Annotated in this window: 21 protein-coding genes; 9 read left to right on the top strand and 12 right to left on the bottom strand. The window is 60.8% G+C overall.

The genetic code is table 11. The features are described from left to right. Positions 1-46: 46 nt before the first annotated feature. Both B447_RS18200 and B447_RS18195 read right to left on the bottom strand, forming a co-directional pair. Positions 47-1,357 (bottom strand): hypothetical protein, encoded by a 1,311-nt coding sequence (locus tag B447_RS18200; protein WP_002943969.1) that lies wholly within the window; start codon positions 1,355-1,357, stop codon positions 47-49. Positions 1,358-1,653: 296 nt separating this feature from the next. Then, positions 1,654-2,337: an SOS response-associated peptidase gene (locus tag B447_RS18195; RefSeq protein ID WP_002943967.1), complete on the bottom strand. Its 684-nt coding sequence runs from the start codon at positions 2,335-2,337 to the stop codon at positions 1,654-1,656. Between the two features lie 90 nt (positions 2,338-2,427). Between B447_RS18195 and B447_RS18190 the strand changes: the two genes are divergently transcribed. After that, positions 2,428-2,766 carry a hypothetical protein gene (locus B447_RS18190; RefSeq protein WP_002943961.1) on the top strand — a complete coding sequence of 113 codons (339 nt, stop codon included), beginning with the start codon at positions 2,428-2,430 and terminating at the stop codon, positions 2,764-2,766. Positions 2,767-3,946: 1,180 nt separating this feature from the next. On the opposite strand, the gene B447_RS18185 is transcribed toward B447_RS18190, so the two are convergent. From B447_RS18185 to B447_RS18175, 4 genes are all read right to left on the bottom strand, one after another. Then, positions 3,947-5,023: a replication initiator protein A gene (locus B447_RS18185; protein WP_002943959.1), complete on the bottom strand. Its 1,077-nt coding sequence runs from the start codon at positions 5,021-5,023 to the stop codon at positions 3,947-3,949. Positions 5,024-5,118: 95 nt separating this feature from the next. Further along, the gene (locus tag B447_RS22345) at positions 5,119-5,355 is read right to left on the bottom strand and encodes a hypothetical protein (protein ID WP_083491496.1); all 237 of its coding nucleotides are present in this window, start codon (positions 5,353-5,355) and stop codon (positions 5,119-5,121) included. Beyond that, the gene (gene parA / locus B447_RS18180; protein WP_002943957.1) at positions 5,352-5,981 is read right to left on the bottom strand and encodes a ParA family partition ATPase; all 630 of its coding nucleotides are present in this window, start codon (positions 5,979-5,981) and stop codon (positions 5,352-5,354) included. The genes B447_RS22345 and parA overlap by 4 nt, the downstream gene beginning before the upstream one ends. A gap of 103 nt (positions 5,982-6,084) precedes the next feature. Further along, complete coding sequence (locus B447_RS18175) at positions 6,085-6,654, bottom strand: recombinase family protein (protein WP_002943955.1); 570 nt, start codon at positions 6,652-6,654, stop codon at positions 6,085-6,087. A 171-nt stretch (positions 6,655-6,825) separates the two neighbouring features. Between B447_RS18175 and B447_RS18170 the strand changes: the two genes are divergently transcribed. The 5 genes from B447_RS18170 (at position 6,826) to B447_RS18150 (ending at position 13,256) form a co-directional block, all read left to right on the top strand. Then, positions 6,826-7,098 (top strand): CopG family ribbon-helix-helix protein, encoded by a 273-nt coding sequence (locus B447_RS18170; protein ID WP_002943952.1) that lies wholly within the window; start codon positions 6,826-6,828, stop codon positions 7,096-7,098. 26 nt (positions 7,099-7,124) lie between these two features. After that, positions 7,125-7,379 carry a type II toxin-antitoxin system RelE/ParE family toxin gene (locus B447_RS18165; RefSeq protein WP_211164115.1) on the top strand — a complete coding sequence of 85 codons (255 nt, stop codon included), beginning with the start codon at positions 7,125-7,127 and terminating at the stop codon, positions 7,377-7,379. A 105-nt stretch (positions 7,380-7,484) separates the two neighbouring features. Next, the gene (locus B447_RS18160; protein ID WP_002943947.1) at positions 7,485-9,077 is read left to right on the top strand and encodes a type I restriction-modification system subunit M; all 1,593 of its coding nucleotides are present in this window, start codon (positions 7,485-7,487) and stop codon (positions 9,075-9,077) included. Positions 9,078-9,089: 12 nt separating this feature from the next. Then, a complete protein-coding gene (locus B447_RS21945; RefSeq protein WP_002943945.1) occupies positions 9,090-10,346 on the top strand; it encodes a restriction endonuclease subunit S in 1,257 nt (418 codons plus the stop codon). A gap of 66 nt (positions 10,347-10,412) precedes the next feature. After that, a complete protein-coding gene (locus tag B447_RS18150) occupies positions 10,413-13,256 on the top strand; it encodes a type I restriction endonuclease subunit R (RefSeq protein WP_002943943.1) in 2,844 nt (947 codons plus the stop codon). Positions 13,257-13,374: 118 nt separating this feature from the next. Here the strand turns inward: B447_RS18150 and B447_RS18145 are convergent, their stop codons facing one another. After that, the gene (locus tag B447_RS18145; protein WP_002943937.1) at positions 13,375-13,743 is read right to left on the bottom strand and encodes a DUF2513 domain-containing protein; all 369 of its coding nucleotides are present in this window, start codon (positions 13,741-13,743) and stop codon (positions 13,375-13,377) included. A gap of 574 nt (positions 13,744-14,317) precedes the next feature. Here B447_RS18145 and B447_RS18140 point away from each other — a divergent pair. Next, positions 14,318-15,592 carry a helix-turn-helix transcriptional regulator gene (locus B447_RS18140; RefSeq protein WP_002943934.1) on the top strand — a complete coding sequence of 425 codons (1,275 nt, stop codon included), beginning with the start codon at positions 14,318-14,320 and terminating at the stop codon, positions 15,590-15,592. 210 nt (positions 15,593-15,802) lie between these two features. After that, the gene (locus B447_RS22660) at positions 15,803-16,087 is read left to right on the top strand and encodes a hypothetical protein (RefSeq protein WP_157384729.1); all 285 of its coding nucleotides are present in this window, start codon (positions 15,803-15,805) and stop codon (positions 16,085-16,087) included. A gap of 971 nt (positions 16,088-17,058) precedes the next feature. Here the strand turns inward: B447_RS22660 and B447_RS18130 are convergent. From B447_RS18130 to cadR, 5 genes are all read right to left on the bottom strand, one after another. Further along, the gene (locus B447_RS18130; protein WP_002930993.1) at positions 17,059-17,397 is read right to left on the bottom strand and encodes a YnfA family protein; all 339 of its coding nucleotides are present in this window, start codon (positions 17,395-17,397) and stop codon (positions 17,059-17,061) included. Beyond that, the gene (locus B447_RS18125; protein WP_002943931.1) at positions 17,394-18,050 is read right to left on the bottom strand and encodes a DsbA family protein; all 657 of its coding nucleotides are present in this window, start codon (positions 18,048-18,050) and stop codon (positions 17,394-17,396) included. Before B447_RS18125 ends, B447_RS18130 begins: the two co-directional genes overlap by 4 nt. After that, entirely contained in the window at positions 18,047-18,472 is a 426-nt protein-coding gene (locus B447_RS18120; protein WP_002943928.1) for a disulfide bond formation protein B, read from the bottom strand. The genes B447_RS18125 and B447_RS18120 overlap by 4 nt, the downstream gene beginning before the upstream one ends. 140 nt (positions 18,473-18,612) lie before the next feature. After that, positions 18,613-18,921 (bottom strand): hypothetical protein, encoded by a 309-nt coding sequence (locus B447_RS18115; protein WP_198291835.1) that lies wholly within the window; start codon positions 18,919-18,921, stop codon positions 18,613-18,615. Positions 18,922-19,060: 139 nt separating this feature from the next. Continuing rightward, entirely contained in the window at positions 19,061-19,531 is a 471-nt protein-coding gene (gene cadR, locus B447_RS18110; RefSeq protein ID WP_002943923.1) for a Cd(II)/Pb(II)-responsive transcriptional regulator, read from the bottom strand. 113 nt (positions 19,532-19,644) lie between these two features. Between cadR and B447_RS18105 the strand changes: the two genes are divergently transcribed. Further along, positions 19,645-21,930 (top strand): heavy metal translocating P-type ATPase, encoded by a 2,286-nt coding sequence (locus B447_RS18105; RefSeq protein WP_083491495.1) that lies wholly within the window; start codon positions 19,645-19,647, stop codon positions 21,928-21,930. Positions 21,931-21,945 lie beyond the last annotated feature (15 nt).

The raw sequence follows: 21,945 nt of genomic DNA, 5'->3' as shown, positions 1-21,945 counted from the left end.
AACCCAAAACCCCCCCGGGGGGGGGGGGGGGCTATATAAGGAGCGTTTAGGTATCACCCGAACGAAGCCAAAGACTGATCGTCTTCTGACTGACGCCAAGCTCTACAGAGATCGCGCGCTGGCTTGCACCTGCAGCGGCCATGAGCCGCGCCGTCGCTAGTTTCTCTTCATTGCTAGTGCGAACACCTTTCCCGGTATAACTGTCCTGCCAGCGCGATGCATCCCGAATCTTTTTCCGCTCTTTGATTATTTCGGCAGGAGCCAGGGCACGAAGTTGCTCGGCGTGCTTGTTGAGCAAATCATGTCCAATCCAGTCTCGCAGCGTCGAAGCTCTGAAAAAATAGCGCGGGTCGACTTCACGTCCGCCCCAGGCGATTTTGTGCCCTTGGTCAGCCAGGTTGCGCCTGCTGATGACCGACGCCATCACCCCCAAGATCTCCGAATCAGAAAAATCGGTGATAAGCCGGCCGACACTGAGAATCTCTGATTCGATCGCATCGGGCTGAGCAAACCACGAAAGCGCGACGGCATGCAGGAACAGCAGTCGATCTCGGCAGCCTTCAGGCAACCGATTGCCATACTCAAGATCGACTAACCGCACCAAGTCTCGATAAACCGCGTACCACCAGCCGTAGATCGACCCAGCCAAGACAGAACGCCGCCCTGATCTGGCCGCCGCCGCATTGAAATCCGAAATGGATGCAGATGCTTTTGGGCGACCTGGCCGGCGCGGCCCTAAAATCTCGTCGGCCAGGCTATGTAGATCCCATTCCTGACCTGTGAGCATCAAGCCGCGCGCTTCAGCTCTGTTCTTGCTGTTAATGGTGCCGGACAGGCGCAGGACACGGGTGCAATCTCGACATGCAGGGTCAGCACCGATTGTGCTCAGGGTCTTGAGAGTTACGTCCTGGATACGCTGCCAGACAGGTAGCGCTTTGGCTGGCGTGGCACGCAGCAGCCAGTATAAATGGAGGCCTCGCCCGGAAAAAACCACCATGCTCGGTGCCGGCATACCTGCCGCTGCAAGAACATCCAGCACCAAGTCGAGATCCTGCTGACCATCCAGGTCCACATAGAGCGCGCGCAGGGACTTCAGCAAACGAACCTCGCGCCAGCCATGAAACTGGTTGATCGAGAAGTAGGCGTCCTGCTTGTGCCGCAGCAGCTCGGCGAGTTCAGGCAGATTATCGGTGGGCCGACACTTGATCCACCGCTTTCCATCTGGCGCACAGCGCTCCCATAGGAGCACGACGCCATGCCGTTCACCGCTGTGAACAAGGCTGGCGTGCTCGCCGGGCGATGAAAAATCGAAGCTGCCCTGCTTCAGCTTGCGGAGGCCGTTACTACTCTGAGCCATCGGCCTCTTCCTTGCAGGCGACGGTTTTGGCTTGAATTGAACTCAAGTCGCCACCTGGTACAGAGGTTGGTCGGCAAGGCCCGACGGTCACATGCAGATGACCGCCCTGACCGGGTCATTAGAGAGCCTCAGTACGGTTGCCAACGTCTCGAGGCTCTCTCCTTTCTGAAATCAGAATACCGATCGCTCCCCCTAAAACAAAACAAACACTGAGCTGCTGATCGGCTCCCCGAAATGCGCCTATCCTCTAGGCGTAGATACCGAATCCAGCCTCGCAGGGAGCAGGAGCAAAGCAGCTACGCGAGGAGCTGGATTAGCCCCGCTCCCTCGTTGCGCACGTTACCGACCGCCTTGCTCACCGGATACGCCGCAAGTGCCGCCTCCGGGCATGGGCGCACGAGCGCCTGCACTTGGTCGGCGGCAGTCGCCCCGTTGAGCCACGCCCACCAATCCCCCGGCGCCAGGATCACCGGCATCCGGTCGTGCAGTGGGCGCATCGCGGCATTGGCCTCGGTGGTGACGATGGTGAAGGTGTCGATCGCTTCGCCATCGCTCGGGCGCGTCCAGCGCTCCCACAGCCCGGCGAGCGCGAAGAACTCGCCCCCGACAGGGTGGATGTAGAACGGCTGCTTGCCGCCGCCCTGCCGGTCACTGAGTTGCTGCCACTCGTAGAAACCGTTCGCCGGCACGATGCAGCGCCGGCGGCGGAACGCCGCCCGAAACGATGGCTTTTCAGAAACCGACTCGCCGCGCGCGTTGATCAACTTCGTGGCGATCGCCTCATCCTTCGCCCACGACGGCACCAAGCCCCAGCGCAACCGGTGAATCACCCGCTCACCGTTCGACCGCTGCCGGACCACCGGCAGCCACTGCATCGGCGCCGCGTTCCAGCGCGGCTCGAAGTCGAAGCCTTCGGGCACCGCGTCGAAGGCCTCGCGCAGGCGCGATACCGGACCGTAGAGCGCATAGCGTCCGCACATGGCGTCCTCCTCCAGAGCCCCGGCGGTCGATCGCCGCCCCAAACCGGCCGCGTTGGGCGAAAATAAGCTGTATTTTTTTACAGTCCAATCATGCGCGTGAGAGTCATCGAACTGATGGTGGCCGGAGTTCGGCGCCCGCGCGAGGCGTGCCTGGCGGACCCCGGCATCACCGGCACCCTGAGCATAGGCGACATCCCGATCGGGACCGCCGAGAAGCGGCCGCTGCACGCGGCGCAACTGTGGGAACGCTGGGGTACCTCGGCCAAGCGCGGCCTACTTCCGCCGCTGTTCGACGTCCAGGTGCTGCGGATCACGCCGCGCGGGCTGCTGCTGCGCGGCTTCCAGGTCAGCACCCGGAACGGGCCGGGAACGACCCAGTACGCGCAGGAATGGTGGGCCGTGCCGATCGACAAGCCGGGCGCGGCTTAGCGTACGATTTTTTCCGTTTCGTGAGTTGCAGTTCAGTGCAGCGTTCCGCCTGCCCAGCCTTGGGGAGTGTCGGACCATGCCGAGAAAACGCCCCAGCGGCCGTCCAGCACGCTCCTGCAGCTGGATTTCGCCTGTACCTTTCCGTCTTCCCCTCCTTTTTACAGACGTTTTTAGCGGCTGTTGATTTGTCGACCTCTCGCTTTGGGGCGGTTTCCACAGAAACCCGGCTGAGGCGTCGGCCCGCTTGCGGGCGGAGGCCGATTTGTCCGGGTCTTAGCGCCCGTAGGGGGCCGCTTGCGGCCGGTCGGCCCGGCTTGCCGGGTCGAGCCGCTTAGACCGTCCCTTTCACTGTTCGTCGATCTTTGGGGGTTTGCTTTTTTCCTTTCTTCTCTTTGGTTTCGCTTGGTGCTCGGTGTGATCTACGCGGTCGAGCAGCACTGGGGGACCATCTTGCCCCCTTTGGGGGCCTGTTCAATGGGGAGGGGGGGCCGGCTTTGCCGGGGGAACCCCGAAGGGGTGCCCCTTGCCCGGTTTGGGCACGGAAAGTGTTTTCCACAGGCACAGGCGTCCGGCTGACGTTAAAGATTTTATAAGTTAAGAATCGCGCGCGCGCGTTACGACTGTGAATATCGCCCTGAAAGCCTTGCCGTTACTGGCTTCTGAATTTTCTGGCGTGGGTGATATAACGAATGGGGTGTGGGTGATATAACGAGCCCACCCACAGGAAAACGTGGGTGATATAACGAGCCAATTCACAGGCGTGGGTGAAACAACGAACCGCCCGCCGTGGCGACACGACACGTCCAAAGTGAGTCTTTGGGCGCTTATCGTCTCACCATAGCGAACCAGTGACAGCAACGGCGCCGGCCGATGACCTGAGCGTGGGTGATATAACGAGTCTGGCCGCAGGCACCCACCGGCAAGCGTGGGTGAAAACACGAGGCGTGGGAGTTCTTCAGCGCACACCAGAGACCCGCCGGGCGTGTGCTGATCGGCGCCAGGATGGCGCAAGGGCGAGTGGTGGCCTTGAGGGTGGCGGTGGCCAGTCCCGCAGGGACCGAGCGGATAGCGAGCCTGGAAGGGCATCCCGGTTTTCGCGCCAGCGAAAAAGCCCCTGTTCGTGGGGCATGGTGAAAAATGCGAGCAGGCCAGGTAGATCTGTTGTAACCAAGCGCGCGGACTAAGGCTTGCCCTTCCCCTTATTCAGCTCGGGCGGTACTCGCTTCGGGTTTCGCGTGTAGGAATGCACCGCGTCAGCCTTGTTGCCCTTGGTCAGCCCGGCAATCAGCCGCTGCGGGTTGCGGACGTAGAACGTCACCTTGTCGGCGTCGTCCAGCGTCATCCGATACTCGGGCAAGGTGTGCGCCTCGATGATCTCGCGGACCATGCGGCGGAACTCGCGCAAGGTGCCCTTGCTGCCGGCCTTCTCTTGCAGCAGCTCAAGGCCGATGCTCCACAGAGTTTGATGGCCACAATGCTTGCGCGCCAGTTCGTACAGACGCCGCTCCAGCGGCCGGCGAAGGCGGAAATAGTCCCGGTGGATGGTCAGCACTTCGTGAGCCTGCACCGCATTAAAAAGCCACTTGGACAAGGTGACTTCCACGGCAATCATGCGCTCGTCGTCGGGCGCCCGCTCGATGATCGTCCAGGAATCAATGATCCCGAAGCCCTCTTTGACGCGCTGTCCTCCCGTCCGAATGTCAGTCTTGATCGTGGTTCCGCGCAGGCGCTCTAGGGCGTTCTCGAGGCGCTGATACTCGGCGCCGCCGGTGGGCTTGTTGGTCGATACAAGGTAGTCATGCACCGTAAAGCGCACGGTCCGATTTTTGGCGTCGTCCCGGCCTCGGTTCAGCCCCTCGGTCATCTGGCTGACAACGTAAATCAAAACGTCCTTGTCGAACTGCGTCGCCCGGCCCTTGATCGACGGATAGACCTCGACGCTGCGGTTTCCGTCCTTGCTCTCCCATGTCCACGTCGACAAGTCTGCCTTGGTGGAAAGCGTGAAGATCGGCGCTTCCATGCTCGCACCGTCATCCTTCAACGCATAGTCAAACAGGTCGGCAAGGAAGAAATCGCGGTCTGTGTGCCGAAGTGGCAGCAACGCCGGGCGCTCGCGCTTGACCGGCACGGGCAACTTGGCCGACGTGGTGTCCTGAGCAGGTTCCGGCGGGGTGCCGGCTGCGAGGTCTAGAACGCCTTGCGTCTCGGCATGTGGGGGCTGCTGACGACCCTTTCGGGCTTTGGCAGAGCTCTCCATTCGGACTCTCCTGGGTTTCCTGAGAGACAAAGGGCGCCCCCTCCTTGAAGAAAACAGGGTCACCACAGTTATTGCAGAAAACCTTAAATACGTTTTTACGTATTTCCGTATTTCTGCACAAGAAGCTCACGTACCTCATCCGCGATCTTCGTTCCTCGTATTGCACATTGAGACTTGATCGCTCGATGCAAACTCATCGGAACGTCTATGGTGAGCCGCTTCATCGGCTCCGGCCCCTCAGCCGGAGCACGGCTTTCCACCCACGCATCAGCAGCGGCCGGCGCCAGCTTGCTAGTCGGCTTGACGCCAATGGATACCTTTTTTGTGCTCATCGTGCGAACTCCATCAGTTCGGCCGCTACGGCTTCGATCTCACTCGCTGCCGACCCATTCTGATCAATCTCATGTACTGCTAATCCCTGAGCCGCCGCTTCAGCGAAAACAACCCGCTGCGTGACACTAGATGCCAACACTTGGAAGGGATACGCCGCGAGGGCTTCACGCACGTCACGACCAATTGCCGTATTTGCGATTTTACGATTAACCACAAAAGCGGCTTTCAGACTTTCTTTGTAGACACGTGCCTCCTCGATCAGCTTCACAACCTCCTCAGCAGCCCAAATGTCGTAGGGGGAGGGCTGTACGGGTATCAGGACCACATCTGCAGCCATGATCGCGGATCGAGCCAAGTCGGTGACTCGCGGCGGGCCATCGATAACGATGTGATCGTACCCTTGCCCGATCTGTCCGATTTCCTTGTGCACGGTCGCCCTCGGTAACCCCACTACGGAAAATATCGGTTCAGCCTGTCGAGCTGCAGCCCAATCCAACGCGCTGCCCTGGGGGTCTGCATCGATCAGCAACACCCGGGCCCCAGTGCGTGAGAGGCTGGCGGCCAAGTTCACGCTGAGGGTAGTCTTGCCTACCCCACCTTTCTGGTTCAGAAGTCCAATGATCATGTTTTCATTTTTCCTGCATTAGCGTATATACGATTTTACGACGAATCGCAAAACATTAAAACAGGAAAACATCGGCACTCGTTCAGATGGCTGCTACACGGCGTCAGGCACCGGATGCACTTCCCGACGACTGCAGGGCTGCATAGAGCGCGGTCTTGCTAACCTTGATCCTTCCTGCCGCCTCGCGGACATTCAACCCGCTGGCGATCAACTCTCGCGCTCGCTGCAACCTGTCGTTGGTCACAACCGGCTTTCGCCCGCCTTTGCGCCCACGGGCGGCGGCAGCGGCCAACCCGGCTTTGGTTCGCTCCCGGATCAAGTCGCGTTCGAACTGGCCCAGCGCCCCGAACACATGGAAGATGAGTCGGCCGCCCGAGGTCGTGGTGTCGATGGCTTCGGTCAGCGAGCGGAAGCCAACACCCCGCGCTTCCAATCCAGCGATCGTTTCAATCAGGTGCGGCAGAGAACGACCGAGCCGATCTAGTCGCCAGACAGCCAGCACGTCGCCCTCACGCAGGTAAGCCAGCGCCTCAGCCAAACCGGGGCGGTCCGCCTTCGATCCGGAAACCGTATCCTCGAAGATCCGCGCGCATCCGGCCGTTCGCAGCGCGTCCGTCTGTAAGCCGGTGTCCTGCTCCGCAGTCGATACCCGTGCGTAGCCGATCAGAGCCATGATTGCCCACCTTTTGTCCGTAATCTCGTCCGTCTATCTTATTGTCCGCAAACCCATTGATCAATTATCTTTCCGGACATCCTCGCGCTTGTCCGGCTAATGATCGTTTGAAGGACAGGACAGGAGAAACAGGAGTATCCTTAAGTATTACTTCTCGATAAGAGAACAGTCATGGCAACCTCCCTCAAGATTGACGACGCGTTGAAAGGGCGCATCCAGCAACTCGCCGGTCAGCGCCGCCGCTCGGCACACTGGATCATGCTCGAAGCGATCCAGCAGTACGTCGAGCGGGAGGAAGCCCGTGAACGCTTCAAGCAAGAAGCCTTGGCATCGTGGGTGACCTATCAAGAAACCGGCCAGCACCTGACAGGGCAGGAAGTTCGCACCTGGTTGAACACCTGGGGCACCGATGACGAGACGACGGTGCCCGCGTGCCACACGTAATCGTTACCGCAGGCGCAGCGGAAGGCTTGGAACGATGCCGCCAGTTCCTGGCCACCAAAGCACCGGAAGCCGCTCGGCGGGCGGGTCAGGCGATCGAGCGGCAATTGCGGCTTCTGGAAACAGCTCCCGACATTGGCAGACCGTTCCCTGAGATGCCTGAACTGCGCGAGTTGGTGATTGCCTTCGGGGACTCCGGCTATGTCGCACTGTATCGGCATGAACCGACAGCTGATGCGGTGTATGTCTTGGCATTCCGGCATCAGAAAGAGGCCGGCTACTAACTCTCCGGGGATCACAGGCTGGCTTCAGCCTCTGCGCGGACGCCTTCCAACACCGATGGGGTCGGGCTACAGCCCGACCCTCTTTACCTTTTCGTACGAGCGACAATGTCAGAAGAACAACGCCGGCAACTCCAGCAGCAGCTCTGGAACATCGCCAACGCCCTCCGGGGGAAGATGAACGCCGACGAGTTCCGGGACTACATCCTGGGGTTCATCTTCTACAAATACCTTTCCGAGAAGATCGCCAGGTTCGGGGACGAAGTTCTCGAGGCGGACAAACTGAAGTTCACGGACCTCGACGAGGCGACCGAGGAAGGTCTTGCCATGATCGATGCCGTCCACGAAGCGGCCGTGCAGGAGCTCGGATACTTCCTGAAGCCGTCGGAACTCTTCCATTCGCTCGCCCAGCGCGGAACCAACCGGCTCGAGGCAGGCGGGAACGGAGAGAGCTTCAACTTCATCCTTGGCGACCTCGCCAAGATCCTGAAAAACATCGAACAGAGCACTCTCGGCACCGACAGCGCGGACGACTTCAGCAACCTCTTCGAGGATCTCGATCTCACCTCATCGAAGCTAGGCGCCACGGAGAAGGCCAAGAACGACCTGGTCGCGAAGGTCCTCTCCCACCTCGACAAGATCGACTTCAACCTCTCTGACACGAACGCCGACGTGCTCGGGGACGCCTACGAGTACCTGATCGGCGAGTTCGCCGCCGGCGCAGGGAAGAAGGCCGGAGAGTTCTACACCCCGCAGCCCGTTTCCACTCTGCTCGCCAAGCTCGTGACCATCGGCAGGACGAAGCTGAAGAGCGCGTACGACCCGACATGCGGCAGCGGATCGCTGCTCCTGCGCGTCAAGCGCGAAGCCCACGGCGTCGACAAGATCTACGGCCAGGAACTCAACCGCACGACGTACAACCTGGCGCGGATGAACATGATCCTCCACGGGGTTCATTACAGCGACTTCGACATCCGCCAGGAGGACACCCTTGAGCACCCGCAGCACCTCGGGCTCCAGTTCCAGGCGATCGTCGCCAACCCCCCGTTCTCGGCCCACTGGAGCGCGAGCCCTCTCTTCATGAACGACGACCGGTTCAGCCAGTACGGCAGGCTCGCGCCGGCAAAGAAGGCGGACTTCGCCTTCGTCCAGCACATGCTCTCGCACTTGGCGGAAGACGGCACCATGGCCGTCGTCCTCCCCCACGGCGTGCTTTTCCGCGGTGCGGCCGAGGGCGTAATCCGGCGTTACCTGCTGGAGAAGCTGAACTGCCTCGACGCGGTGATCGGCCTGCCGGCGAACATCTTCTACGGCGCGGGCATCCCGACGTGCGTCCTGGTCTTCAAGCGCTGCCGGAAGAATCCCGACGACGTGCTCTTTATCGACGCGAGCCAGCACTTCGACAAGGTCAAGACCCAGAACGTCATGCGTCCCGAGCACATCGAGAAGATCGTCGCTGCATACAAGGCGCGCAAGGACGAGGAGAAATACAGCCGCGTCGCTAGCCTGAAGGTAATCGCGGAGAACGACTACAACCTCAACATCCCGCGCTACGTGGAGACCTTCGAAGCCGAGGAGCCGATCGACCTCGAGGCGGTCGCTGCCGAATTGGCCAGGCTCGAAGAGGAAAGCCGCAAGACGGACGAGACGATCGCCGCCTTCTGCCGCGAGCTCAGCATCACACCCCCGTTTAAGGCTTAGGAGGACGGCTGAATGAGGAAGCCGAATCTCCGGTTCGCAGGGTTCGAGGATGAATGGAAGGAATCCGAGATCAAAAACGTCCTGCGCAAGATCTCGCGGCCTGTCAAAGTCGCATCTACAAGCGAATACCGCCAAATCGGCATCCGTTCCCATGGGAAAGGAATATTCCATAAGGCGCAGGTAACGGGAGCGGCGCTCGGGGACAAGCGCGTGTTCTGGGTTGAACCGAACGCGCTGGTCGTGAACATCGTGTTCGCTTGGGAGCAGGCGGTAGCCGTCACGACCGAGCGCGAAAAGGGAATGGTGGCCTCCCACCGGTTCCCGATGTACGTCGCGAAGGAGTCCCGGGCGGAGCCGGAGTTCGTCCTTCGGCTATTTTTGACAGGCAAGGGGAAGAAACTTCTCGAGCTCGCCTCTCCGGGAGGAGCCGGGCGAAACAAGACCCTCGGGCAGAAGGAATTCGAGAGTCTCAAAATCGTCCTCCCCCCCCCTCCCGAGCAGAGGAAAGTCGCGCAGTTCCTCTCCGTCCTTGACCAACGGACTACAGAACTCCGGAGGAAGCTCGAACTTCTGGAGGCATACGCCGGCGAGATGGCCAGGCGCATCTTCGCACGCGAGGTCCGCCTCACGGATGAAGCAGGGAATGATTTTCCCGAATGGGAACGCAGGAAGTTTGGGGATGTGTTCGATTTCTATGGGAACAACTCGTTCTCCAGGGATTGCCTGACGTATGAGTCAGGCTCGGTCAGGAACATCCACTACGGGGACATCCATTCCAAATATCGGAGCGCTTTCCGCATCGAGCGTGAGAACGTTCCCTTCGTGCGCCCGGAGTTCGACGTCAGCAGGGTGCCACCTGAGAACTATTGCCGCGAGGGAGACTTAGTGATCGCGGACGCGTCCGAGGACTACGACGACGTGGGGAAGTCCATTGAGATCCTGAACTTGTCTGGAGAGCAGGTTCTTGCCGGCCTGCATACGTTCATAGCACGGGATAGGGACGCGGCGTTCGCCAATGGTTTCAAGGGCTATCTGATGCGCTCTGAGAGCGTCAGATGCCAAATCAAGACGCTCGCCACGGGCGTATCGGTGCTTGGAATATCCAAATCCAACCTTGCAAAGGTAGACCTCTGCATCCCATCGAGAGACGAGCAGGTCAGGATAGCCTGCTTCCTGGGGGCCATTGATGACAAGATTTTCGCGATCAAGGAACAGCTCAGGAACCTAGCAAGATATAAGCAAGGACTCCTCTCCGAAATGTTCGTCTAAAGCGCGCTACGACCTACAAGCAGGATATCCTTTTGGATATGTTCATCAAATAAAACCCCACACCACGTGACGACTCAGTCGGAATACCTCCTGGAAGAAACTCTCCTCAAGCAACTCGAAGGCCTCGAGTACGAACGCGTCGCGATCGACGGCGAACCCGCGATGCTCGCGAATCTCAAGCGCCAGCTCGAGAAGCACAACGGGGGCGTGACTTTCACGGCAGAAGAGTTCGACCGGATCCTGAGTCACCTGAACACGGGCACCGTCGTCGAACGGGCGAAGATTCTCCGGGACAAGTTCGCCCTGAAGCGCGACGGCGGGGAAACCCTGTATGTCAGCTTCCTGAACTGCGACGAATGGTGCATAAACGAGTTCCAGGTCACGCACCAGGTCAGCGTTGAGGGAAAACGGAAGAACCGTTACGACGTCACGATCCTGATCAACGGCCTCCCGCTGGCCCAGATCGAGCTCAAGCGGCGCGGGGCGGAACTCAAGCTCGCCTTCCACCAGATCAACCGTTACCAGCACGAGTCGTACGACGCCGGCCACGGCCTTTTCCAGTACGTACAGATCTTCGTGATCAGCAACGGCGTCAACACCAAGTACTTCTCGAACAACAAGTACCAGGCGTTCCAGCAGACGTTCTACTGGACCGACGCCGAGAACAAGCGGATCTCCGATCTTTCCGAATTCGCGGGTACGTTCCTGCGGCCCTGCCATGTCTCCAAGATGATCACGCACTACATCGTGATTACCGAGATCGGCGTCCTCAAGGTCCTCCGACCGTACCAGTTCTACGCTGTGGAAGGCTTGGTGGACCGGGTCAAGAACAGCAACGACGACGCGTACATCTGGCACACGACCGGGTCGGGCAAGACACTCACCTCGTTCAAGGCGAGCCAGATCATCCAGCGCATTCCGAAGGTCAGCAAGGTACTTTTCGTGGTCGACCGCAAGGATCTCGACTACCAGACCGCCCGCGAATTCAACGGCTTTTCCAAGGGCAGCGTCGACAGCACGGCGAACACCCGCCACCTGGTAGATCAACTCAACGACGACTCATGCAAGCTCATCGTCACGACGATCCAGAAGCTGAACAACGCCGTCCTGAAGGAGCGGTACCTCGGGAAGATCGAGCATCTGAAGGACAGCAAGGTTGTCTTCATTTTTGACGAGTGCCACCGGAGTCAGTTCGGGGAAACCCACCAGAACATCCGGAAGTTCTTCTCGAACGCCCAAATGTTCGGCTTCACGGGCACACCGATCTTCGCCGACAACGCTAATGTCACGGCCGGCCTGACGAGGACGACGACGGACCTGTTCGGGAAGTGCCTGCACAAATACGTCATCGTCGACGCCATCAGGGACGAGAACGTCCTCCGCTTCTCGGTCGAGTACGTCGGCAAGTACCAGAAAAAAGAAGGGGCGAACGCTCTGGACATCGAAGTCGAGGACATCGACCGCAAGGAGCTCCTCGAGAGCCCGCAGCGGATCGGGAAGATCGTCGACTACATCCTGGCGCACCACGCCCAGAAGACGAAGCAACCGGACTTCACCGCCATGTTCTGCGTTTCCAACGTCGAGGTCCTCTGCAAGTACTACGAGGCGTTCAAGGAGAAGCAGAAGGACGCGGTCAACCCCCTGCGGGTCGCGACGATCTTCAGCTACGCCGCCAACGAGGAGAACCCACTGGCCAACGGCCTGCTGCCGGAGGAAAGCCCGGACGTCCCGACCGGCGCAAAGATCGACCAGAGCAGCCGCGACAAGCTCGACGCCTATATCGCGGACTACAACGCGGCCTTTGGGACCCAGTACTCTACGAACGACAGCCAATCGTTCTACGGGTACTACCAGGATATCGCCAAGCGCGTGCGCGAAGGGCAGATCGACGTCCTCCTCGTAGTTAACATGTTCCTCACCGGCTTCGACAGCCCCCGCCTGAATACCCTCTACGTCGACAAGAACCTGAGGTTCCACGGCCTCATCCAGGCCTTCTCACGGACCAACCGGATCCTGAACGACCGGAAGTCGCAGGGAAACATCGTCTGCTTCCGGAACCTGAAGAAGGCCACCGACGAGGCGATCGCGCTCTTCTCGAACAAGGACGCGAAGGAGACGGTGCTTCTCGAGCCATACGAGGACTACGTCGCGAAGTTCAACAAGGCTTCGATCGAGCTGCTCACGATCGCGCCGACCGTCGGCAGCGTGGACGCTCTTCCGGACGAGAACGCCCAGCTCGCGTTCGTCACCAAGTTTCGCGAGCTGATGCGCCTGAAGAACGTGCTCTCGACCTTCGCCGAGTTCAAGGACGCCGATCTGACGCTGGAGCCGCAGAAGTTCGAGGACTACAAGAGCAAGTACCTCGACCTGCACGACGCCGTGAAGAGGTCCAGGGACCCAGAAAAAACCTCCGTGCTTGAGGACGTCGACTTCGAGCTCAGCCTCATCCATCGGGACGAGATCAACGTTGCCTACATCCTCAATCTCCTTGTCTTGTTGAAGAAGCTCTCCCCCGAGGAGGCAACCAAGCGGAAGAAGGAGATCCTCGAAGTTCTAGCCGGCGACGTGAAGCTACGCAGCAAGCGGGAGCTGATCCAGGCGTTCATCGAGGAGAACCTCCCAAAGCTGAAGCCGGAAGAAGACGTCATCGGGGCGTTCGAGGGATTCTGGGACGGAAAGCAGAAGGAAGCGTTTGGGAAGCTCTGCCAGGAGGAAAACATCGACCCGGACGGCCTTCAGAAGATCCTGGGGACCTACGCATTCGCGAACCGGCTCCCACGCGAGCAGGAAATCGTCGGGACGCTGACCTACAAGCCGAAGATCCTCGAGCGGAAGACGATCCTCCAGCGCATCGCCGAGAAGATTAGGGCGTTCATCGACACGTTCATCGAAGGCATGGGCGGAGCCTGAGAAACGTGTTACCTCATCCTGAACGTCACTAGAGATGATGCAGGGATGCGGTCTCGTTACGACCTGGACGGAACCACCGAGCTGAGGATTCCGCTGAACCGAGCGGGTTCTTCAGATCTCAGTTGGCAAGTACCCATTCCAGGGCCAGCTTCCCAAGAGCCTTCACGCTGTCGAGGGTCAACTCGATACTCTTTTCCTTCGCTATTGTCTTGATCCGCTCCCAGACCGCTTTGCTGCGGATGGTGTCCAGCAGTTCATGACCTTGCCAGGTCAGTTCGGGAGAGAGGATCGCGTTTCCGCCGTAGGTCGTGATATCGATGGCAGAGATGAAGCCGGCCTTCCAAAGCAAGAGGGCATGCTCGCCTTTTGATGCGCTCTCCGCGGGGTACTCTGCCCCTACGCCATAGGTGAGATTGGTGCGCTCCGATAACGGGGTTGTCTCGATTTCTGTCAGAACTTCGCGGATCACGTCCCAGTCACGCTTCATGCTGCCTCCGATGCTGAAAGTGTCTCCTGAGGAGACACTATTTTGCCCTTCCTTTGAGCTTCGTTTCCGCCCATGCCACTAGCCGCTTCCCGAGCATGACGAGTGTGGGGTACATCACAAGGAGCACCGCAGGGGCAACGATCTCAGTGACGAGTTTTTCTGCCATGTCCAGCCTCAATGTTTCAAACGATGCGGATACCGCCTGTGCCTAAAAGGGGTCCATCAGTCGGTGCAACCGAGAACAGATGTGATTGCCATCCTTGCCGATCCTGTTCCATAGGGGTGCCCTTTTTGTTCGTAGGCGCACGCCCGAAAACCTTTTCAGAAAGCTGTGCGCAAAAAAGTAAGACCTCGATCGGCGCTCCGCTTCATTCAATTCTGCTTTCACCCCGCAGCACGGTGGTGTGGTCACGACCGCCGAACAGTTGCTGGAGTCCCCTTACCAAGCTGCACTTCGCGCTCAATGAGCAATGGACGCCCCCCTCGTGCTGGGTAACTGCTTTTATGTTCTCTTTTTGATACTGGCGAACCTAAAACCCCTCCTCCATGATGACGACACATTCACGGAGGGTATATGGGTCGTCCATCATTCAAGATCGATCGCCAGCGGCTGCGCGAACTGCGCGACGAAAGGGGGCTGAGTCAAGCCGACCTGGCGAGCGCGCTCTGCAAACGTCTGGGCCTCGAGCAAAACGAGGACTCGCGCACCGCCAGCTATCGGCGCATCGAGGCGCGGGGAAGAACGAGCCGCAAGCGAGCCGAAGCCATCGCCCAGATCCTCGATGTCACACTGGCGGAGCTGGCGGGCATCGTTCCGCCAGATACCGGGATCTACGAGAAACGGATTCTCGACCTTCTCGCTGAACAGCTCCGTCAGGAAAACGTCGTCCTGAAGAGCGCGCTGGATGAAGCGTGCAGTGACGGTTCCGATTCCGAGGATGGGCTGGCGTCGATGGCGCGCAGTGTGGCCAGGCGCATTGAGGCCGCGCAACTCGCACGCAACCCTGGCGAGCTTGCCGAGCTGTCACAACTCACCGGGTTGAGTGAAGGCGAGATTCTGGAACCAGCGCATGTGGACGGTCACTGGCTGGTGGTGGCCAGCGGCCCGATCTACACCCGCACGGAGCTCGTGCTCGGTACTGCCGGCGTGATGACGCTGATTCCTGAGATTGTCGGCAAGCTTCTCGAGGACTTTGGAAGCGACGGCCGGATCCGGATGCACCGTGCGCCACCGTGGTACCGGCTCGAGATCGATCCGCTTTGCGGTCGATTCACGACCTGGATCGACTTCGTCCGCTGCCTTCCCGACGCCAGGGGCGTTCGCTGGCTGAAGCCTGGCTGGCGTGATGTCTTCTTGTTGGAAGAACCTTTGCTGACCTGGGCGCGTTCCGCCGCGAACTTCGTGACGGGCTTCGACGGCTCTCCGACGCCAGGTGATGTACGCCGGCTTCGCCTTCGGGTGAGCGAATACAACGGCGAATCGGGTGAGCGCATCTCGGAGCAGATCATCGCTGGAGCTCTGGAAGAGATCCCCGGCGAGAGACTCACAGCCGAGCAGGAAATCGGAAGAAGTCACCTTGTCGCAACCTGGACGCTGGGAACCGCCCTCCAGGAGATCCTCGAGCCGCACCTTTCAGCCTATCCCCGCCAGTGCTGGGAAGTCACCGTGACAGACGACGGGTGCGCGCTCTATCTGTGGCCGACTGGAGGCGCGCCAGGGGGCCAGTATGGCTTGCGGTACCGGATCCAGCTCGTCGAAGAAACCGCGCCCGGGCAGTTTGGCACAGCGCCCTGGCGGCACAAAGATCGGGAAGCTCTGAAGCAGCGCATCGAAGCGTGCCTTAGCTAGCCCGCCGTCCAATCCCACTTATCAACTCTGCGAGCGAGGGTACGCCTCGGGCCCCCGCTCGTCCTCAAATTCCGGGGCACTTCCATAGGAGATGAACATGAACCACCTCGAGAACGGGCCGAGCCAGACTGGTAATCCGTCGGGTCGCGGCCGGGGCAACAACCCGCCCCGCAAGTAACCCACCGGCGATCAGGTCCATGCGGGTACCGCATGGACCTGACGCTCTCTGATGGCGCTAATCCAGATGAAATACAGCACTTGCAAGGACGTCGATTCGCTCGTGCGCTCGCTGCTGCGGGAAGGCTGGCGTTTTCACCGTCGGGGGAGAAAACATGGCCGGCTGACGCCGCCGTCAGGGTGCTTGTTCGTGACCGTTTCCTGCACGCCAAGCGACAGGCGGACATTTCTGAACCTGCGAAGCCAGGTCAGGCATGTCATGGCGGGGCTGAAGCCGTAGCAAAACCCAGCAACGGCAAGGGCTTCAGCGCATGGTGATGCTTGGTGAGCAAGCTTCAATCCGAGCGCAAAATGGAAAGGTGATAGTTTTTGGGGAGATCTACAGCGGCGAAGCTGCACGAGCTGCGACTGCCTGGTGACAACCTTTGAGCAGACTTCAGCTCGAGCGCAAATCAGGCAAGCGTGGCCCATCTTGAGAAGACCAGATGGGGCTGGATCCCAGCAGCCGCAAGGGTTTCACCGCCAAAGCAATAGCCCGTCAGCAGGTTCTTTCTAGCGCGGACAGCAAGGAGACGTGTTGGTCTGTGAGCACGCCTGCCCGCGCCGAAACCGAGCGCATCAGGGCGAGCCGCACTGGAAAGGTGATAACTTTTGGGGAGATCGGCAGCGGCGAAGCTCAGCAACGGCGCGGGTTTCAGAAGCAAAGTGATAGTTTATGAGCAAGCTGCAGATTTGATAGCCCCAAGAGGGAAGCTTTCAGGTCTGAATACGTTTCAAGCCCAGCAGTGGCGCGGCTTTGAGCAGAAAGGTGATGGTTTTTAGGGAAGTTTGCGAGGCATGTTCAGCGAGGGGAAAACATCCGTCCCCGCAGAGGCGCGCTGGACACCAAGAATCCAGCATTGGCGAGGGCTTCAGCCTCATAGCGGAAAAATCTTCGCCGGCTTCAGATCTCTGTGCGCCGGGGGAAAAGTGAGGGTTTATGAGCAACCTGGACACCTGCTCGCCCCCCTATGGTGAGGCTTTGTGAGCAGGTGCATGCAGCCTGCCGTTGGACAGTACGGCGTCGACTGTCCAATGTCGCGCGCGGTGCGGCCGAAGGCCTCGAAGGTCCCGCCGGGACGGAACGGCTGGATCCGACCCAGACCCGACGGTCGCCGAAACGAAGGCGCCATGACTCCTTCCCAAGCGAAGCCGCCGTTCGAGCGACAGGTCTGCCGAATGGCCGAACGAGGGCCACTGGCCGATGGTATCCGCCTGGGGAACCTCGGTCAGAAACAGCGAGCCTCCTCTCAAGGAGAGGCAGCGGGCTGCAGTGCAATGATGGCCATGCCAACAAGCGCGACGCCGGCGCCCGCGATATCCCAGCGGGTCAGTGCAATGCCATCGATGATGCGCAACCATAGCAGCGCGACCGCGATGTACATGCCGCCGTAGGCGGCATAGGTTCGACCGGCCGCCGTCGGGTGCAGCGTGAGCAGCCAGGCGAAGGCGGCCAGCGACAGCGCTGCGGGCACGAGCAGCCAGGCACTTCGGTCCTGCTTCAACACCAGCCAGGGGAGATAGCAGCCGACGATCTCGGCCACGGCCGTCAAGGCGAACAGGCCGGCGAGCTTGAAGAATTCGATCAAGGCTGTACCTTGGCCACTTCCTCCGCCACCAGACGCGCGAGTTGCTCCGGGCCGAAACTGGGCAGGCTGCGTCCATTGACGAAGAAGGTCGGCGTCCTGCTGACCTGCAGCGCGGTAAGGTCCTCGATGTCCTGCGCGAGCACCGCCTGAATCTCGGGCGTCTCCATATCCTGCCGGGCACGACCCATGTCCAGACCGGCGCGCGCCGCTGTTTCGAAGGCAGTGCCGATGTTGGGCGCCGCATGGTCGGCCCACTCCGGTTGGGCGGCCAGCAGCGCTTCAAGCACCGGGGTGTAAAGCCCCTGCTTGCGCGCTGCTTCCATGAGTTTCACGACCTGGTCCGAGCCGTGGTGGAAGGGCGCATAGCGCAGCGCAAGTCGAACCTTGCCCGGATGCTGGGCCATGATCTGCTTGACGATCGGATAGAAGGCGCGGCAGGTCTCACAGGCGGGGTCGAAGAATTCGACGATGGTGACCGGCGCGTTCTGCGGCCCGATGATCGGGGTGTGCATTCTTACAAGGCGGCTTTTCCCCACGTCGACGCGGGCGTCCTGATCGGCCTGCGTGCGGTCGCGATAGGCATCCATGCCGAAGTAGAAAGCCAGGCCGAGAATCAGCAGCACAGCAAGTGCCAACAGTTTTCTTGTGTTCATGTACGGGTCCTTTTCAGATAGATCGTCAGGGTGGCGGCGATGGTGAGGAAGGCCGCCAACGACAGCCAGGGGATCTGGATGTCGCCAAGGATGACCAGGGCCTGTTGGCTGCACGATGGGCCGGTACCGCAGGGCACCCGCCACTGCGGCACCCAGCCCGCAATCAGCGCGCTGTGATAGGCCGCCAGGGCAAGGCCAGCGAGCACGAACGGCATCGCATACACCGCGCCGCGCCGGTCCTCAGCGAACACGGCCATGCCCAGGATGAGGGCGAGGGGGAACATGGCGATGCGCTGGTACCAGCACAGCACGCAGGGCGTCATGCCCATGACTTCGCCAATGAAAAGTGCGCTCAGGGTCGCGGTGAGCGCGACGATCCAGGCGGCCAGCAGCCACCACCAGTGTGATTGTTTGTCATGCATTGAATTGAACTCTGTCGCGGCGATCGAGATTGCGGGGCCTTGGCGGGGCCGCCCTTACGAAGGCGGATGCCCAACATTGCACGTGGCCGCAGTCCTGCGGCACGTGCGTCACACAAGGACGTGCGGGACGATGCTGCCGATCAGGCAGCGCAGCGCCATTTAGGGCGTTCGGGCTCGGACGTGGGTGCGGACTTGCCAAGGGCGTGCGGCACATCGGCGAAGATCCGGCTCGAGTCATAGGTGGCGAGGCAGCACACATCGGGCAAGGCGGCGGTCGCCACCTGACAGAGACCGCAGTCCGGGTGGAGCGTCGGACCCGGCTCACCGGGTGATTCGTCGCCTTGGTGGCCGTGTTGATGATGCCCAAGGTGGGGCGTCGTGGCGCCGGACTCATGCTGGCAATAGACGCTCACGCCCGCCCAGGCGAGCTGGAGGGGCGTGATGAGCATGAGAAGAACAGCAAGCCATCGGCGCATTGGGCACAGATTGTAACCGTTACGGGGTGGCCATTCGACGGGGTGCGCTCACTCGCAGGGCGCAGCGTCTGGCGACCATTGGTCCTTATCGTCCCCTGGTCGAGGCCCGAGATCAGTGTTCTGGATGAGGGGCGCAGGGACCGCGATGGGCGCCGCGCACGTGCATCGCTTCGTTCTGGGCCTCATGGCGTGGAAGCTGTGACAACTCGTTCAGGATGCCGCAGTGGGCTGCGTCGCCGGCTTCGTTGCACTGCGCGCGCAGGCCCTTCAGTTGTCGCTCCAGCCCGCGAAGCTCCCGGATGCGGGCGGCAACGTGGCCGATGTGCTTCTCGAGCAGGGTATTCACGTCCTCGCAGTTTTCTGCCGGTGCGTCCTTGAAGCGCAGCAGGACGCGGATCTCATCGAGCGTCATGTCCAATGATCGGCAATGGCGGATGAACGACAAACGTTCGACGTGGATACCCTCGTAGATGCGGAAATTGCCATCGGTACGCGCAGGGGTTGGCAGCAAGCCTTCACGCTCGTAGTAACGAACTGTCTCGACCTGGGTGCTCGTGACACGCGCCAATTCGCCGATTTTCATGTTGCGCCGCCTCACGTGGTGTACATGCAAATGATTGCTCGATTCTAAACGCTTGACTCTGTAGCGACTACAGATTGTTCAATGGCTGCGTGTCGTGAAGCAAGGAGTCGAACATGAACGAACGTAGTGGCGGCAGTTGCGGATGCGCCAAGCGGTCGCAACCGCAGGCCCTCTCGTCAGCCAAGGGTGCCCCTGCGGCAGCGCTTCCCGCGCGGGAGGCGCTCTGGCGTGCCGATGGATCTGTCCTCCCTTTGACGGAGCCTGAGCAACCGAGCGTGACGGGTTCGCCCGTGCTGCACACCACACTCAATATTGCTGGAATGGACTGCCCGACTGAGGAGGCATTGATCCGGAGCACGCTCTCGGGCTTGGCCGGAGTGGCTGCGCTGGATTTCAATCTCGTCCAGCGGCGGCTGACCGTCACGCATCACGCGGGAGCGTTGGATGCGGTCCTCTCCGCCCTGGAATCGATTGGTCTTGAGGGAACGGTCCATGGCGATGGCAAGGAAAACGCCGCCGCCCAGGCCGAATCCACACCAACGGGGCGGTGGTGGCCGATGGCGCTGGCTGGTGCGACGGCGACATTGGCCGAGGCTATGTCCTGGCTCAACGGTAGCGACCACTGGATCGTTCTTGCGCTTGCGCTGGTGTCGATCGTGAGCGGCGGCCTGGCGACCTATAAGAAAGGCTGGATCGCGCTCCGGCATCTTAATCTCAACATCAATGCCCTCATGTCGATTGCCGTGACCGGAGCGATGCTTATCGGACACTGGCCGGAAGCGGCAATGGTGATGTTCCTCTTCACGCTGGCCGAGGCGATCGAGGCGAAGTCGCTCGACCGGGCACGCAATGCGATTCGGGGGCTGATGGAACTCGCGCCTGACACCGCGACCGTGCGCCAGGCCGATGGAAGCTGGGTGCCCATACCGGCTGGGGCCGTCCTCCTTGATGCTGTGGTGCGCGTGCGTCCTGGTGAGCGGATCGCGCTCGATGGGGTGGTGACCAGCGGGCGTTCGACCGTCAACCAGGCGCCCATTACTGGCGAGAGCCTGCCGGTGGACAAGGCCGAGGGCGACATCGTTTTCGCGGGCACGATCAACGCGGCGGGGTCATTCGAATATCGCGTCACGGCCGAGGCGAACCATTCCACCTTGGCGCGCATCATCCATGCGGTCGAGTCCGCCCAAGGTAGCCGCGCCCCAACCCAGCGCTTTGTCGATCGATTCGCCCAGATCTACACCCCGGTCGTGTTTGCCGTGGCGCTGCTGGTGGCGATCGTCCCGCCGCTGATGCTTGGCGGAACATGGATGGATTGGATCTACAGGGCTTTGGTGCTGCTGGTGATCGCCTGCCCGTGCGCACTGGTGATCTCGACGCCGGTGACCATCGTCAGCGGACTCGCTGCGGCGGCACGCAAGGGGATTCTCATAAAGGGCGGGGCTTATCTGGAGGAGGGTCGAAAGCTCACTACGCTGGCCCTGGATAAGACCGGCACGATCACCTGGGGAAAGCCAGTCCGGACAGATTTCATGACGCTGAGGGGCGATGCGAGCGAGGCATATGTCCTCGCGGCAAGCTTGGCCGTGCGCTCCGACCACCCGGTCTCGCTTGCGGTCGCCCGTTCTGTGGACGGTCAGGAATGGCCGCTACGCGAGGTACTCGAGTTCGCCGCGATTCCGGGCCGTGGCGTGCGCGGCCGCATTGACGGAGAGGTCTATCAGCTCGGCAATCATCGCCTGATCGAGGAGCTCGGATTGTGCGCCCCCGCCATCGAGGAAGCGCTTGAGAAATATGAGCGGGAGGGCAAGACGGCCGTGCTCCTGGCAGACCCACGCGGGGTGCTGGCGCTCTTCGCCGTTGCCGATACTCTGCGTGAGACGAGCCGTCAGGCGATCGCAGAACTGCACGCGCTGGGCGTGAAAACGTTGATGCTGACTGGCGACAACGCGCACACCGCCGAAGCCATCGCCCGTGAGGTGGGAATCGACGAGGCCAGGGGTAACCTCTTGCCCGAAGACAAGCTCGGGGCGATCGAGTCGCTGCTGAAGCGGCAGGAGGGCGGCCGGGTCGGCATGGTGGGCGACGGCATCAACGATGCGCCCGCGCTGGCTCGCGCGGACATCGGCTTCGCGATGGGGGCTGCCGGCACGGACACTGCGCTCGAGACGGCGGATGTGGCACTGATGGACGACGATTTACGCAAGATCCCCGCGTTCGTGCGCCTATCGCGTGCTACGTCCCATGTGCTAATACAAAACATCGTGGTGGCCCTTGGCATCAAGGCGGTGTTTCTGCTGCTCACGGTTACCGGGCAAGCCACAATGTGGATGGCAGTCTTCGCAGACGTGGGGGCAAGCTTGATCGTGGTGGCGAACGGGCTCCGTTTATTGAGGCGCTAGGAACGACGACATCCG

It is taken from the genome of Thauera sp. 27 (assembly GCF_000310125.2).
Lineage (GTDB): Bacteria > Pseudomonadota > Gammaproteobacteria > Burkholderiales > Rhodocyclaceae > Thauera > Thauera mechernichensis.
The sequence above is the reverse complement of the archived record's forward strand: the minus strand, read 5'-3'. Positions and strand labels throughout refer to the sequence as shown.